The organism is Caldicoprobacter sp. (assembly GCF_047459465.1).
Lineage (GTDB): Bacteria > Bacillota > Clostridia > Caldicoprobacterales > Caldicoprobacteraceae > Caldicoprobacter.
Window position 1 is genome coordinate 1 of record NZ_VSCO01000036.1, and the last position, 15,391, is coordinate 15,391.

At 45.6% G+C, this 15,391-nt stretch carries 13 protein-coding genes; 12 read left to right on the top strand and 1 reads right to left on the bottom strand.

The genetic code is table 11. The features are described from left to right. The 8 genes from FWJ59_RS03970 to FWJ59_RS04005 all read left to right on the top strand — a co-directional run. Window positions 1-645 (top strand): helix-hairpin-helix domain-containing protein (locus FWJ59_RS03970; protein ID WP_414480689.1); only part of this gene is annotated, 645 nt, incomplete at its 5' end. 135 nt (window positions 646-780) lie between these two features. After that, window positions 781-1,467 (top strand): response regulator transcription factor, encoded by a 687-nt coding sequence (locus FWJ59_RS03975; RefSeq protein ID WP_414480690.1) that lies wholly within the window; start codon window positions 781-783, stop codon window positions 1,465-1,467. A 55-nt stretch (window positions 1,468-1,522) separates the two neighbouring features. Further along, window positions 1,523-2,947, top strand: a complete 1,425-nt coding sequence (locus FWJ59_RS03980) for a sensor histidine kinase (RefSeq protein WP_414480691.1) — start codon at window positions 1,523-1,525, stop codon at window positions 2,945-2,947. 121 nt (window positions 2,948-3,068) lie between these two features. Further along, the gene (locus FWJ59_RS03985) at window positions 3,069-4,049 is read left to right on the top strand and encodes a GerMN domain-containing protein (protein WP_414480692.1); all 981 of its coding nucleotides are present in this window, start codon (window positions 3,069-3,071) and stop codon (window positions 4,047-4,049) included. 196 nt (window positions 4,050-4,245) lie between these two features. Continuing rightward, window positions 4,246-5,775: a GerMN domain-containing protein gene (locus tag FWJ59_RS03990; RefSeq protein ID WP_414480693.1), complete on the top strand. Its 1,530-nt coding sequence runs from the start codon at window positions 4,246-4,248 to the stop codon at window positions 5,773-5,775. A gap of 347 nt (window positions 5,776-6,122) precedes the next feature. After that, window positions 6,123-7,700 (top strand): UDP-glucose--hexose-1-phosphate uridylyltransferase, encoded by a 1,578-nt coding sequence (locus FWJ59_RS03995; RefSeq protein ID WP_414480694.1) that lies wholly within the window; start codon window positions 6,123-6,125, stop codon window positions 7,698-7,700. 255 nt (window positions 7,701-7,955) lie between these two features. Then, window positions 7,956-9,266 (top strand): galactokinase, encoded by a 1,311-nt coding sequence (locus tag FWJ59_RS04000; RefSeq protein WP_414480695.1) that lies wholly within the window; start codon window positions 7,956-7,958, stop codon window positions 9,264-9,266. Between the two features lie 227 nt (window positions 9,267-9,493). Then, window positions 9,494-9,955: an Hsp20/alpha crystallin family protein gene (locus FWJ59_RS04005; protein WP_414480696.1), complete on the top strand. Its 462-nt coding sequence runs from the start codon at window positions 9,494-9,496 to the stop codon at window positions 9,953-9,955. A 159-nt stretch (window positions 9,956-10,114) separates the two neighbouring features. On the opposite strand, the gene FWJ59_RS04010 is transcribed toward FWJ59_RS04005, so the two are convergent. Then, window positions 10,115-11,029 carry a lytic transglycosylase domain-containing protein gene (locus FWJ59_RS04010; RefSeq protein ID WP_414480697.1) on the bottom strand — a complete coding sequence of 305 codons (915 nt, stop codon included), beginning with the start codon at window positions 11,027-11,029 and terminating at the stop codon, window positions 10,115-10,117. 304 nt (window positions 11,030-11,333) lie between these two features. Between FWJ59_RS04010 and FWJ59_RS04015 the strand changes: the two genes are divergently transcribed. The 4 genes from FWJ59_RS04015 to FWJ59_RS04030 all read left to right on the top strand — a co-directional run bounded on the left by FWJ59_RS04015 (window position 11,334) and on the right by FWJ59_RS04030 (window position 15,270). Then, the gene (locus FWJ59_RS04015) at window positions 11,334-12,287 is read left to right on the top strand and encodes an L-lactate dehydrogenase (protein WP_414480698.1); all 954 of its coding nucleotides are present in this window, start codon (window positions 11,334-11,336) and stop codon (window positions 12,285-12,287) included. A gap of 18 nt (window positions 12,288-12,305) precedes the next feature. Further along, complete coding sequence (gene trmL / locus FWJ59_RS04020; RefSeq protein ID WP_414480701.1) at window positions 12,306-12,803, top strand: tRNA (uridine(34)/cytosine(34)/5-carboxymethylaminomethyluridine(34)-2'-O)-methyltransferase TrmL; 498 nt, start codon at window positions 12,306-12,308, stop codon at window positions 12,801-12,803. A gap of 111 nt (window positions 12,804-12,914) precedes the next feature. After that, entirely contained in the window at window positions 12,915-14,084 is a 1,170-nt protein-coding gene (gene rpoN, locus FWJ59_RS04025) for an RNA polymerase factor sigma-54 (RefSeq protein WP_414480699.1), read from the top strand. 148 nt (window positions 14,085-14,232) lie between these two features. Then, window positions 14,233-15,270, top strand: coding sequence for a sugar-binding transcriptional regulator (locus tag FWJ59_RS04030; protein ID WP_414480700.1), 1,038 nt, complete (start codon window positions 14,233-14,235; stop codon window positions 15,268-15,270). The last annotated feature ends 121 nt before the right edge of the window (window positions 15,271-15,391 follow it).

Consider the following 15,391-nt stretch of genomic DNA (forward strand, 5'->3'; position numbering starts at 1 on the left):
GCCATGCTCAACCTCGATGTCAATCAAAAGAAGGTTTTACTTGTGATAGCCACTGTTCTGGCCTTGTCGGCCGCGGCGTTCATTTTCAAGGATGCATTTACTGACAGCAGCGAATCTGTGGATATAAGCCAAGAGCTTTCTGGAGAAGCTATTTCCAGTGGAAAGGCATCGGCACAATACAGCTTTGATGAGGACAAGCCGTCTTCCAGAAAGATAAAGGTCTATATCGTGGGTGCAGTGAGGTATCCAGGGGTTATAGAGGTGGAGGAGGGCAGCCGCCTTGTAGATGTGCTTGAGCTGGCAGGTGGGGCTTTAGAAAATGCAGACTTGGAAAGAGTAAACTTGGCTCTTAAAGTTCAGGATGAAGGCATGTACAAAATTCCTAGGATAGGTGAGGAATTGTCGGAACCAAGCTTTACCGTTTTAGGTGCTACGTCCAATCAGGGTCAGCAGAAAGTGAACATCAATACTGCTGACGAGGCCACATTAGATACCCTGCCGGGCATTGGCCCCAGCAAAGCCAAGAGGATCATAGAATACCGGGAGCAGAATGGGCCGTTTAAATCCATAGAAGAGCTAAAGAACGTATCGGGGATTGGGGAAAAGACCTTTGAGCAGCTTAAAGACTTGATTACGGTTAAATGATGCACGATTGTCACTAAGAGGTTCTCGAAGCCCTCCTGGTGAGGCCCCTTGGCTCGGCAAAATTGATTTTATATTTGCTATATGGTACAATAAAATTTGTGCATAAAGGTTTTATGAAAGGAAGGGACAGCGCTTATGCCGAAGAAGCTGCTGGTGGTGGATGATGAGCCTGCTATCGTAAAAGGGCTTAAGTTTAGCCTGGAACGGGATGGCTACCTCATAGACGCCGCATATGACGGCGAGGAAGCCATGAAAATGTTCGACGAAAATCAATATGACCTCGTCATTCTGGATGTGATGTTACCCAAACTGGATGGATTAACGGTATTGCAAAGGATAAGGGAGAAATCGTCGGTGCCTGTCATAATGCTGACGGCCAAAGGGGAGGATATGGATAAGATCCTGGGGCTGGAATACGGCGCCGATGATTATATAACAAAGCCATTTAACATTTTGGAGCTTAAGGCCAGGATTAAGGCCGTTTTTAGGAGGATTAATGAAACCAATAAAGACGACAAGCAGATTATTCGGGTAAAAAATATGGTCATCAATTTGGCAAACCGCAGCGTGACTATAGATGGCAAAGAAGTCAATTTGACTGCAAAGGAATTTGATCTGCTCAAGCTGTTTGTTACCAATCCGGGTAAGGTATACACCCGCGAGAACTTGCTGGAGCTCATTTGGAAGTATGAATACCTTGGCGATGTGAGGACGGTGGATGTTCATATACGTAGGCTGCGTGAAAAAATAGAGAAGAATCCAAGCCAGCCCGAGTTTATATTCACAAAATGGGGAGTGGGTTACTACTTTGCTGACAAATAGGAATTTTTTTTTAAGCCTTAGATGGCAAATTGTAATAACGTATTTGATAATAATCTTGATTGGCTTCACTTTCATAGGCATATCAGTGTTGGACATTCTGGGAAGGTACATGATCGATAACAAGAAGAATGCCTTTAGGCTATACGCTAACTGGGTTGCCCAGGCTGTTTCCTATGGTTATGCCAGCGGTGATCCCGATATTCTTGCCAGCATAGTATATGATCTTCAAGCTCTGGGAGAGGAGATTTTCAACAAAGAGCTGGAAGCCACTAGAATACTTATATTGAATAAAAATGGGGTGGTGGATTACGATTCCTATAACATCGTGTATGGGCCCGATAGCCTTTTAAAGCAAGATTTGAGCCAGTTTTTTCCTGAAGTCAAGGCCGTGCTCGCTGGAGAAAGCGTTGAACCCAAGGAAGTGTATATAAGGCCCGGGAATTCTCGCGATGCCAAATTAGTATTGTACACCTATGCACCCATTCAACACGAGAAACAGGGAATCATTGGTATGGTGATCATATCCACTTCTTTGTCCCGAATTGAGCGAATGCTGTCCGAGGTAAAAACCAAGGTAAGCGCCTATTTGATAGTTACCAGTGCTGTTATCATCATAGCCAGCTATATGATATCGGGATTTATCACACAGCCCATAAAAGAATTGACCGATGTCATCAAGAAGATGAGTCAAGGGCATTTAGACCAGCGCGTAAAGGTGCGAGGAAGTAAAGAGCTGAGGCAGCTGGGAGAGGCATTCAATATCATGAGCGAGAAGCTTGAAAACCTGGATAGGGCACGTAATGAATTCGTTTCCAATGCCTCGCATGAACTTAAGACTCCCTTGAGCGCCATCAAGGTGTTGACAGAGTCGCTTATTCACATGGATGTCGATGATCCATCTGTTTACCGAGAGTTTCTGGAGGATATAGATTCCGAAATAGATAGGCTGAATGCCATTATAAACGACCTGTTGACGCTGGTGAAAATAGATACTGAAGGTGAAGTATTGAAACAAGAGCCTGTGGACTTAGTGGAGTTGGTGGATAGCACGCTAAAGGGCTTGCAGATTTTAGCACACAGGAAAAACATACGCCTTGAGGCTTTCTATGACGATCGCTTGACAGTGTATGGCGATGCGACCAGGTTGCGTCAGGTAGTGAGCAATATCGTCGATAATGCCATTAAATATACGCCGGAAGGAGGTAGAGTGACTGTTGAGGTTTATAAGGGAACAGATAATGCGGTGGTGAAGGTGAGCGACACAGGAATAGGGATACCGGCTAAGGACCTGCCGCACATTTTTGATAGGTTCTACAGGGTGGACAAGGCAAGGTCGAGAGCCACGGGTGGCACCGGATTAGGGCTATCCATAGCACAGAAGATCGTATTGCAACACGGAGGGAATATACGAGTAGTGAGCGAGGAAGGGAAGGGCAGCGCTTTCTATATAGAGCTACCGCTTAGATCTATGACGCAGTAGCCGCATTGCTATTTTGTTAGAGTTATTTAAATTTTTTGTAAAAATATTTTGATATAATTAAAAAAGCAATGGTAATTAGAGAAGGGATATGGTAATGTACGGTTTAAGGCGTTTATTGATAATGGGTTTTACTTTGGTTGTAATTGTTATGTTGGTAGGGTGCAATATCATTTTTGACAGGATAATGTTTTTTAACAGGAAAGACCTTTCGGACGACAAACAGGAGGAGAAGTATATAAACCCTGAACCTCAGATCAGCCAGGTCACTGTGACTTTGTACTTCAAACACTATCTGGCTGATTATTTGGTGCCCGAAAAAAGGGTGGTGCAAAAAGGAAGCCAGTCTATTGAGTATGTGATAGTATCCGAGCTGCTCAAAGGCCCTACCTTTGAGCGGATTGCTATAATGCCACCCAATGTAAAACTGCTGGATGTTACCCGTAATGGCGATACCGTCTTTGTAAATTTTAGCGAAGAGTTTAGGGGCGATATAGATCTGGCGGCTGTGCGTAAGGATAATGTACCGGAAGAGCAAAGGGAAAATGTGTTGGCGCAGATGAAGAGGCTTTGTGTCTATTCCATCGTAAACTCGCTCACCGAGTTAGACGGCGTCAACAGGGTGAAGATACTGGTCAACAATCGGGCTCTTACGTATGAAGAAATGGGAATTGAGCTCATAGCCTCGCAAACGGCCAATGTTGATAAGGACACCCCAGTCATGGCGCTTACGCGTAACAAGAGTTTTATCTTGAACCCCTCTGAAGCGGTAAGGCAGGTATTTAATTCCCTGGTGGGTGAGCCGGATTGGGAAAGGATCGATGCTTTTCTTGCGCGAAAGAATGCCGATGGGACCGAGCGCCTACCTATAGAAGAGATACAAAAGATATATTCGGCTTATGTTGCGGGTTTGGAGTTTGATAGCAACAATTTTATATTGAGCGAGGAGATTAAGCCCGATGGAGAGGCTTTTGTTACGGTGACTTATGCAATCAAGTATGCCAACGGGAAAAAGGAAAGCCGTGAAAGTGAAGTGTTGAGGCTGGTAAATGAAGAGGGAATTTGGAAGTTGAGAGTGCCAAGCTTTTTTACCGCGGTCAAATGATGGACTTTTAGGTTTACGGAGTGTAGAAATAGCTGAACATAAGGTTAACAATAATTGCGATGTTTAATAGGGAAGAAAGTGAGGGTTTAAAGCAAGGTAAAGGCAGTGGCTTGTTGTAAATAAAAAGCGGATGAAGGTGAAGACTTTGGTGGTCAATGGGGTATGGTCGACAGGCTGATGGCAAAGGAGGGATAGCATGTATAGGTTTATTTGGATAGTTGTATCTCTAGCCGTGGCCGCGGTACTGGTTTCCTGTAGTGCGATGTCAAGAAGCCAGATAGATGAAAAGATGGAAGTGCAGCAGAGCAGAGGAGATGTAGCTGAAAACCATTTTACTAAAACTTTAAGAAGTGCTGGGCAAAGTCAAAATCTGCCTTATATATATGAAGGAATTTTTGAGGACATTGATGCCTCTCCTGTTGATGTGACGATGTACTATTATAACCCGGATACCAATAGGTTAGAGTCCGAGAAACGAACTATTACTCTCTCTAAAACAGACCAGCTATTGGGTGTCATCATAAACCAATTTTTGCAGGGGCCGAGGGTTAAAAATCTGAAACATGTGGTACCACCTAATGTGACGCTACAGAAAGTAGAGAAATATGGAAATGTAGTGGGCGTATATTTGTCAAAGGAATTTTTGAAGAGTGAAGATATCACCATTGCAAGGGCCGCACTGGTAAACACCATATTGGAATCTCAGGAAGCTAAGTATGTGAAGATATACGTGGATGGCTATGAACTTACCCATAACGGTAAGGCTGATGGACAGATTTTAGGGCTTCTAACGAAATACCCAAACGATGTGGAACGAATTAGATTGGAAGAGCAGAAGCTTATTTCAATGGGCGATGTCAAGTATATCAAGAGGGAAATATATTTCCAGGATTACGAAAGGAGGTTTTTGGTTCCAGAAATAAGGGATATTCCTATCAGTCAAGGGAAATACGTTGAGGGGATAGTAGGCGAATTACTAAAAGGGCCGGCCAAAGGGAACGAAGGCCTGTACTCTACTATACCTGCTGGGGCTCAGCTTATGGACGTTAAGTTTGTGGAGGATGCTGATTCATCAAGGGGAGTTGAGCTTTATTTTTCGAAAGAGTTTAAACTCTCATTTAACAAAGAAACCAACTCCGAGACCCTGATGGTGGGTTCCCTGGTTTACAGCTTGACGGGTTTGCCCGGGATAGATTGGATAAGGATATATTATCAAGATGAAAGCGGTGAATATGTAAATGCCCCGTTGGTATCCCTGGCTTTAGACAGGAAGTTCGATAAGGATAGCTTGCTATTTAAGTTGGGTAAAAGGATCAAGGTATATTTCAGCGATAAGGATGCCATGAATCTGGTTCCGGAGTACAGGGTTATAAGCAATGATTCTAAAGATGTAATAAACGAGATATTAAACGAGCTGATCGAGGGGCCTAGCCAGGAGGGGCATATGGCAGTTATCCCGTCCAACATATCGGTGGGGGATCTCAAGGCCTATGTAAGCGGAAAAACTGCTTTTGTTGACCTACCTTCCAAGTTTAATGCTTCAGGGCTTGGAAGTACGGGTGAAATTTTAGCACTCTATGCCATCGTAAATTCGCTCACTGACCCTGTTAATACCGATAACGTAAGGCAAATTCAATTTCTGGTGGATGGCAAGGTAACCCATGAGTTTGGGCACATGTCGCTTGCCGATCCATTTGTGCGAAATCCCGCATTGATAAAGGAATGACTGTATAGTAGCCTCTGCTGGTCATGTCCATTCTCGTGCCCTCCTTTATGCCATTCCTCATGAATGTATCTATCTGCTTTGCCTCTTTCTTGATCTAATGTTATAATCGGCTTTTTAGTATTTAGGACAAAATAAAATTTGGAGGTTGCATTTAAGCTTATTTTGCATTCCTAAATTAAAATTTGCGCGCATTTGGTTATTTTATGGAATGCCGGAGCGTAATGTGCTATAATTGTCACTGGAATGAGCAGGGAAATCTGCTCTTGCTGTGCTTATTTGTGCTTAAAATTTTTCGAGCCTCAATATGGTGATAGTTGCCGCAACCGTCGGCTGAAAGGGGTGTAAACATGGACCATTTGCAGCAGCGGGCGGCTTACCTGGTGGAAAAGCTGTTGGCTTTTGCGCTGGCCAATGATATGATATCCAGGTTTGATGTCACCTATACCAGGAACATGCTGTTGGACTTGCTTAAGATAGATGAGCCTTATCCGCAACCTCTAAACCTTGAAAACCTGGAGGTACCAGAGACGGCCACGCCCATACTGGAAGAACTGCTGGACTATGCCGTTCAGCGGGGGCTTATACCCGAAAATACTCTTACCTATAGGGACCTGTTTGACACGCGTATAATGGGCCTTCTGATGCCAAAACCGTCAGAGGTTATCGAGCGTTTCAACAGGGTAAAGGCCGAGAGAGGCGTAAAAGCCGCTACCGATGATTTCTATAATCTTTGCCTGAAGTCAGATTATATACGCGTAAGCCGCATTGTCCGCAACATAAAGTGGCAGCATGAGAGCGAGTTTGGCCAACTGGAGATAACCATAAACCTTACAAAACCAGAGAAAGATCCCAGAGAAATAGCTGCCCTTAAAAATGCTCCGCAGGTCGGGTATCCAAAATGCTTGTTATGCCCCGAAAATGTGGGCTATGCCGGTCGAATCAACCATCCGGCACGACAGACCCTACGGGTATTGCCCATAAAGCTTAAGGGCGAGCAGTGGTATTTTCAATATTCGCCTTATGTGTATTATCACCAGCATTGCATTGTATTAAGCGAGCAGCATGTACCCATGAAAATTAGCCGGGAGACTTTTGAACGCCTTTTCGAATTTTTACAGTACTTTCCCCATTATTTCATTGGCTCCAATGCAGATCTTCCTATTGTGGGCGGTTCTATACTCAATCATGATCATTTCCAGGGCGGTTATTATACTTTTCCGATGGAAAGGGCCTCTATAGAATATTATCTCAAATCGCAGGAGTATCCCGATGTCGAAATAGGCGTGGTTCACTGGCCCATGTCGGTATTGAGGCTACGCCATCCAAAGCCGCAGGTGTTGGTAGAGTTGGCCGACAAGCTGCTTCAGATTTGGAGGAGCTACTCCGACCCGTCGGTCGACATTTTGGCGTTTTCTATAAATGAGAAAGGGGAGAGAGTACCCCATAACACCATTACCCCCATTGCAAGGCTGAGCAGCGACGGGCTGTATGAGCTTGATCTGGTGTTTAGGAATAACCGTACCAGCAAGCAGCATCCCATGGGCATATTCCATCCGCATCAGGAGCTTCACCATATAAAGAAAGAAAACATAGGTCTTATCGAGGTAATGGGGCTGTTTATACTTCCTGGCCGTCTGAAGGACGAGCTGGCGGCTATCTGCGATATACTGACCGGGAAAAAGCCTATGAGCGATGATATCAATCAGGAGTCCCATCCCCTCAACAAACACCTTCACTGGATTAAAGAGTTGACTGGCAAGTATGGTACCAATCTCGATGGTGAAACTGCTCAAAGAGTTATTAAAGAAGCAGTGGGGGAGAAGTGCCTGCAGGTATTGCATCACGCGGGGGTGTTTAAGGCTACCAAGGAGGGACGTCAGGCTTTTGACCGCTTCCTGGAGACGGCTGGGATGAAAAGGTTATGAGCGGCTTTATGGGCTATCCAGCGCTTTTAACTTGTATGAACATATTTTCTCAGGATGAACTGTCATAGGAATATATTAGTCCTAAAGCAATGGGCGAGTCTGCAGCTAAGCAGGTAGATAGCAATGAAGTGTGCCATATGGCAATGGGGTTTGTTGCATGTATGCCAGCTGGTATGTGCATAGCATCATATCAGCAAGTGTCTTGTTCGGATAAAACGTTTTTAAGAAAGCGTTTTAAATGGGGAGGTAAAGGTCATGATGACTTTGGAGTTGCTCAAGGAAAGGCTGAAGGCCGAAAAGGGCAGGGATTTACTAGCAAAGCTATATGGTCATTCTCCGGAGATCATCGAAAAGCAGATTGACAGGTACGTGCAAGCAGTGGAAAGCTATTACCGATTTTTCCCACAAGAGGAGTCCAAGGGTTTCTATATGTTCAGCACTCCTGGCCGAACAGAAATCGGCGGAAATCATACAGATCACAATGCAGGAAGGGTACTGGCAGCAGGCATCAGCCTCGACGCTATCGCAGTGGCAGCGCCATCATCGGATAATGTCATAAGGGTGTATTCCGAAGGATATCCACAGCCTTTTGTGGTAGAACTGGACAGCCTGGCTCCTAGGAAGGAGGAGGAGGGAACCACCTCGGCGCTTATAAGAGGCATTGCCAAACGCATGAGGGAACTGGGCTATAGAATCGGTGGCTTCAATGCTTATATTACCAGCGATGTGATGGGCGGTTCTGGGCTTAGCTCATCAGCATGTATTGAAGTGCTGCTGAGCAGCATCATAAATTACCTGTACAATGATGGCAGAATAGACGAGATACTCCTAGCCAAGATAGGGCAATATGCCGAAAACGTATATTTCAACAAACCCTGCGGGCTGATGGATCAAATTGCCTGTGCAGTAGGCGGATTTGTTACCATCGACTTTAAGGATTTTGATAATCCCATTGTACGAAAGATAAGCTTTGATTTTGCAGCCCAAAACTATTCGTTACTGGTCATCAATACGGGAGGCAGCCATGCTGATCTTACCGATGATTATGCCTCGGTGCCCCGTGAGATGAAGGCGGTAGCCAGCGCACTGGGAAAGAAGGTTTGCAGGGAGATCACCATGGAAGATGTCATCCAAAATATCCCCAGGCTCAGAAAGCAGGTGGGGGACCGTGCCATACTCAGAGCCATGCACTTTTTGGCCGAAGACCAGAGGGTGGTGCGACAGGTAGAGGCCTTGGAAAGAGGAGATTTTGATGAATTTTTGAGGCTGGTGAACGAATCTGGGGATAGCTCATGGAAATGGCTTCAGAACTGCTATACCAATAAGGAGCCCCATGAACAGGGCATTACCCTGGCTTTGAGCGTAACCGAGAACTTCTTGAAGGGCAGCGGTAAAGGGGCATACAGGGTACACGGCGGTGGCTTTGCGGGTACCGTGTTGGTGTTCATGCCCAATGAATTGTTGGATGGATATGTTGAGCTTATGGAAAGCATCTTTGGGAAGGGCTCGGTAACCGTTTTGTCAATACGCCCTTATGGCACGCTGTGCATAAATTTAAGGATATAAAAGCAAATTAAAGCAATGGTGAGAATTATAGGGAAAAAACTATTTTTGATGGGAAGAATAGGTAATATTGAAACCTATTCTTCTATAATAAAACCTAACTGACTTTGACTTACTTTGACTTTTGTTTCTATAATAATAACGGACACTAAAGGAAATATAATAAGTTAAGGAAGAAATATAATAAATTAAGGTAAAACAAAAAATACTTTAAGAAAGGAGTGTTGTCAATGATGCGTGGTATTACCCCCTTCGGTAGGAGGCGTTCAGATTTGACGCCCAGCGAATGGATAAGAGACTTTTTCGGGAGAGATATTTTGGATGAGTTATTTGATATGGGATTTTTAACGGGATTTGGCACGGGCATAAGCGGCATGCGCGCCGACGTCAAAGAAACCGATAAGGAATACATCGTCGAGGTTGAACTGCCGGGATTTGATAAGGAAGATATCGACGTCGAACTGTTTGACGATAGGTTGACCATCTCCGCAAGGCGCAAAGAAGCCGTTGAAGAGGAGAGAGCCAATTACATCCGCCGCGAGAGGAGATACGGCGAAATATCCCGTACCTTCTTATTGGAAGGCGTAAAGGAGGACGGCGTAAAGGCAGATTACAAGAACGGCATCCTGAGAATTGTGCTCCCCAAAGCCGAGGAATATACACGGCGTGGCAGAAAGATCAACATCAACTGACGCTCAGCGCAAGGGGTTATGGCCACTATGGCTGTAACCCATTTTTTATAACCTTTCTATGGCTATTATTGCGATTTTTAGATTCAGCAATTGGCGGAGCCTTATTAAGGGCTGTTGCTTTTTTCTTGCATCATGGCTTATCTATAAGGTTTTTATCCTTTAAGGGGTGAGCAGTTGGCGAATTTTCTTTATGTAATTCTGAGTTTCAGCAGGCAGCTTTGCAAACTGCTCGGGGTCGCTCAAGTCGGTAATATTACTTGACTCAACGTTAGCCGGGCCCCAGTTATAAGCCGCCAGGGCCAGGTCCAGGTTTCCGTTGAAGCGGTTGAGCAACCCTTGCAGGTACCTTACTCCGCCATCGATGTTCTGTGCCGGATCAAAGGGGTTTGTTACCCCTAAGGATTGGGCGGTGGCTGGCATGAGCTGCATAAGGCCCATGGCGCCGGCTGGCGATACGGCATAGGGATTAAAATTGGACTCCACCTTGATGATGGCCTTAATGAGTTGGGGATTTATGCCATATCTGCTAGCTGCTTCTTCTATGATGCCATCGAACTGGGTTTGAAAGCCTGGTTGGCTGGCTAACGATTGCCAGGCATATATCATCCAGTGATATGGCTGTAATGCAATCAGCGGGCTTAAAGCATTTCCGGTACCATTCCCATTTAACTGCTGTAAATATAACTGCATAAACGGTAACAGGTTATACGCCCACGTGGAATCGGTATCAGAGCTGAACAATGAAAATAACCCATCCGTAGCTAGCTGAGGCGACAGGGGAGCAAACAACCAGGAGCTATACAACTTTTGACTATTAAGCTGTTGAAGATGCACATCGATAGAAGCAGCGCCATTTTGGGCAGCGGTGGCCCGTGCCTTCACAGTGGAAGTTTTTTCGTTGAGCTGCTCAGCTGGCTGTTCTCGGTCGCTGTTCCGGTCACCCTCAACTTGCCGTAATACCTCTTTAAAAGATGAAAAATTTTTCCTAAAGCCGGTTAAATTTACGCTGTAAGGCAGGCGGCTGTATATCTCTTCTAGCTTTTGCTCGAATATCTGGCGCACTATGTTTGACAAGGGATATCACTCCACTTTATCATTGCTTTATGCACATTTTACCATTGAATCAGGGGTTGCGCAAGTATGACGTTGGGCCTAATTGAGCTGTTCCAAGATGGCATTGCGGGTCCTTCTAAAGCGGCACAAGCTTCGCTTTATTTTTGAAGGATTCTTGACGCTATGGCATAAAAAACCCTGATGGGGGTTACTCTACTTCAGAACGCACTTTTACTGGTATAGGCGAACATCAGTTTAAAATTGTGGTAAAATATAAAAAAGGACACTAAAATAAAGATGTCGATTTAAAGGGAAGGTGAATAACATGGAATCGAAATATTACGGCAATAAGGTGACCATAATTGGGGCTGGTTTTGTTGGCGCCACCACCGCTTATGCTTTGATGATGGGTGGAACAGCGTCCGAAATCGTACTGGTGGATGTAAATCAGAAGAAGCTGGAAGGCGAAGTGATGGACCTCAATCACGGTATAGCTTTTGTTCCCCCTGTCAAGATACGCGCCGGTACGTATGAGGATTGTGCTGATTCCAATGTGGTTATCATAACCGCAGGGGTGGCTCAAAAGCCGGGCGAGACCCGCATTGATCTGCTCAAGAGAAACATAGAGGTCTTTCGCTCAGTAGTTCCTAATATTGTAAAATACAACAAGGACTGCATTATACTGGTGGTCACCAATCCGGTGGATATATTGACCTACGTAACCCTTAAGATTTCAGGGCTTAATCCTTCTCAGGTTATGGGTTCTGGTACCGTGTTGGACAGCGCGCGTTTTAGATTCCTGCTGGGGCAGCACTGCCATGTGGCACCACAAAATGTTCACGCTTATATCATAGGCGAACACGGTGACAGCGAGGTGGCTGCCTGGAGTATCACCAATATAGCCGGAATGCCGATAGAGCAGTACTGCTTGAGGTGTGGACGGGCCTGCGAGAGCGATGAAAAAATGAGAATATTCGAAGAGGTGAAGAATGCGGCCTACAAGATAATCGAAGCCAAGGGCGCCACTTATTATGCGGTGGGCCTCGCTGTAAGGCGCATAGTCGAGGCCATACTGAGGGATGAGAACGTGGTATTGCCGGTGTCGTCGCTTATGGAGGGTTACTATGGAGTGGAAGATATATGCCTGAGCCTCCCCACGCTGGTCAACGCTAAGGGGGTCGCCCGGGTGTTGGCGCTTCCTCTAAGCCAGTCTGAAGAGGAAGGATTTAGAAGGTCAGCCCAGATTTTGAAAGGGTGGTTGAAAGAAACGGGGTTTTAAAGGGGGGTTATCATGCCTTTGCACGTTGTCTTGGTAGAACCAGAAATTCCTCAAAATACGGGAAACATAGCTCGTACCTGTGCCGCTACAGGCTGCATCCTTCATCTGGTGAGGCCGCTGGGGTTTTCCACTGAGGATAAATACCTCAAGAGGGCAGGGCTGGATTACTGGCACTTGGTGGAAATACACTATCACGATTCGGTTGACGAGATATTTAAGCAGTATCCACAAGGAGATTTTTATTTTTCCACCACCAAGGCGGCAAAGGATTACGCTTCTGTGCGGTATACCCCTGATAGCTTTATATTTTTTGGCAAGGAAACGGCCGGACTTCCTGAGGACTTGCTCAGGAGATATTATGACCGCTGCATACGGATCCCCATGAGGGTCGAGGCTAGATCGCTGAACCTGTCCAACTCGGTGGCCATCATCGTGTATGAGGCTTTGAGGCAGCTGGGATTTCCGGGACTGGAGCTTAAAGGCAGGTTAAGGTCCCAAACAAATGGTCAACCATAGATTGGACCTATTTTGCGGTGGTGGATATAATAGCCTGAAACCTGAAATATACTGATATTGAGGTATGCTTGAAATAAGCAGCTATGGCTGTCTTATTGGGGGGAATCTCATGTGAGTCAGAGCTTTGGTTTTAATGCGGGGCGGATGGATAATGATGCTGATGGTACGGTAATACGTGAGGTGCTGAGGTGGTCTTCTGAGGAGCTTTATCGCCATATACAGAGAGAGATGGAGATAAATCCCTTAATTAAGATGCAGGAAGATTTCAAAGGGGAAGCAGGCGATGCCTTCGGTACCAGATTTCCGGTGGACATGGATGAATGGTTTCAGGAAGCCTGTGGTAATGACGATACAGACGATATGGCTAATGCGGATGCCGGGGAGCAGAGGCATCATAAATCCCATAATATGGCGTACAATGGGATTACTCTGCAGGAGCACCTTATGTCACAGCTCAAGGACATGGATATTTCCCCTAATGATGAAAGGATTGCTGCTTTCATCATTGAAAATCTGGATGAAAACGGTTACCTGCTGGTATCCAAACACGAAATAGCCGCAACGCTCAAGGTTGATAGGGACAGGGTTTCACGCATGCTTCGCCTGGTTCAGACCCTTGATCCTCCTGGAGTGGGAGCCAGGAGCCTCAAAGAATGCTTGCTGATACAGCTGTCTCAAATGGGCAAAGCTACGCCCCTCATAAGAGCTATAATACTCGAACATTTGAAGGACCTGATGCACAATCGGCTGGAAGTCATAAGTAAAAAGATAGGAATTCCTATTGATGAGGTTCAGCGTATAAGGAAGCTCATACGTTCTTTGGAGTCCAAACCGGGAAGATGGTTTGCTAGCCTGCGGGAAGGAAGATGTATCATTCCTGACGTTGTGGTAAAGCGCATAGGGGAAGAATACCATGTCTTTGTTCTGGAGCATGCTGCTCCTCGGCTGCGCATAAACAGGATGTATTTAAATCTATTACAAAAACCCCATCTGGACAAGGAGGTTTCAGAATATATTGCAGGTAAGCTGGATTCTGCTATCACGCTCATTAAGGCTGTGGAGCAACGCAGGATGGCCCTCAATAAGGTAGCCATGTCCATCGTTGCAAGGCAAAAGGAGTTTTTGGATGGTGGGCCCGGATATATTAAGCCGTTGACCGCACAAGCGGTGGCCGATGATTGTAACATGCACGTCTGCATCATAAGTTTAGTTGTCCAGGGCAAATACGTTCAAACTCCCCACGGTATTTTTGAGTTGAGATGTTTTTTGATAAATTTTTAACTTTTTGTTGTGGTTGTATTGAAATTCTTGGCTTTTTAATATAAAATAAGAAGCGTAATCTAAAGATGGCTGACGATACGTCTATTTTTTATGGTAGGGGTGGGACGTTTTTTGCACGGTGGGATAATTTCTGTCCAGGGTGGGGCCTATGTCGCAGACCCACATGTTTCTTAAGAAAATAGTGCCAGAGTTAATAGAAGTATATGAAAAGAGATATACTATATTGCGCAGCATATATAACTTCCAGCCGATAGGCCGGAGAACGTTGGCAGCGCGTTTGGGCATGGGTGAAAGGGTGGTCCGCAGCGAGACGGAATTTTTGAGAAATGCAGGCTTTCTCGAGATTGGCCTTTCGGGGATGAGGGTGACGCCGGAAGGCGAGGTGCTGCTTGAGGGGCTTAAAGATTTTACCCATCAACTCAAAGGGCTCAGCGAGCTGGAGGAGAAGCTGCGGAGTATACTAGGCTTGGAACGGGCCATAGTGGTTCCCGGGGATGTGGATGAAGATGCCATGGTTTTAAAGGATATAGGCAAAGCTGCTGCAAGATTTTTGGAGAGCATCATTAAAAGGGGTAATATAATTGCTGTGACCGGCGGTTCCACCGTAGGTGCAGTAGCCGATGCTCTTTCTCCTGTCAACGACAACACTGATATAGTCGTGTTGCCCGCCAGAGGGGGAATGGGTAGAAACGTCGAGCACCAGTCTAACGTGATAGCTTCCATATTTGCCAAGAAATTGGGAGGGCAATACAGGCTGCTTCACATACCAGACCAGCTGCGAGCCGAGTCGATGGAGACGCTCTTGAATGAACCGGACATAAAAAGCGTTATTGACAACCTTCATAATGCCGATATACTTATTTATGGAATAGGCCGGGCTCAGGATATGATGCAAAGGAGGAACTTCACGCTCGAGCAGCAGCGGGAGCTGGAGAGGCGTGGCGCTGTAGCCGAGGCATTTGGGTATTTTTTCAACGCAAAGGGCGAAATAGTCTATGCTTGCAATTCCATTTGGCTGAAAATGGATAACTTAAGGCGCATCCCCAAGGTTATAGCCGTGGCAGGCGGAAGGCAAAAGGCACAGGCCATAATGGCTGCCTTTAAACACTGGAAAAGGGGTATCTTGGTGACCGATGAGGGTGCAGCGCGCGAAATGATACGCCTGGCCGAAACAGATGACAATTGAGCGTTTAAGGTTGTAATGATAAGTATAGGTCCCATGGTTTCATGGGTTATAATAAAAAATTTAAAACGAGGAGGAATGTACATATGGCAATTAGGGTTGGAATTAACGGTTTTGGGAGAAT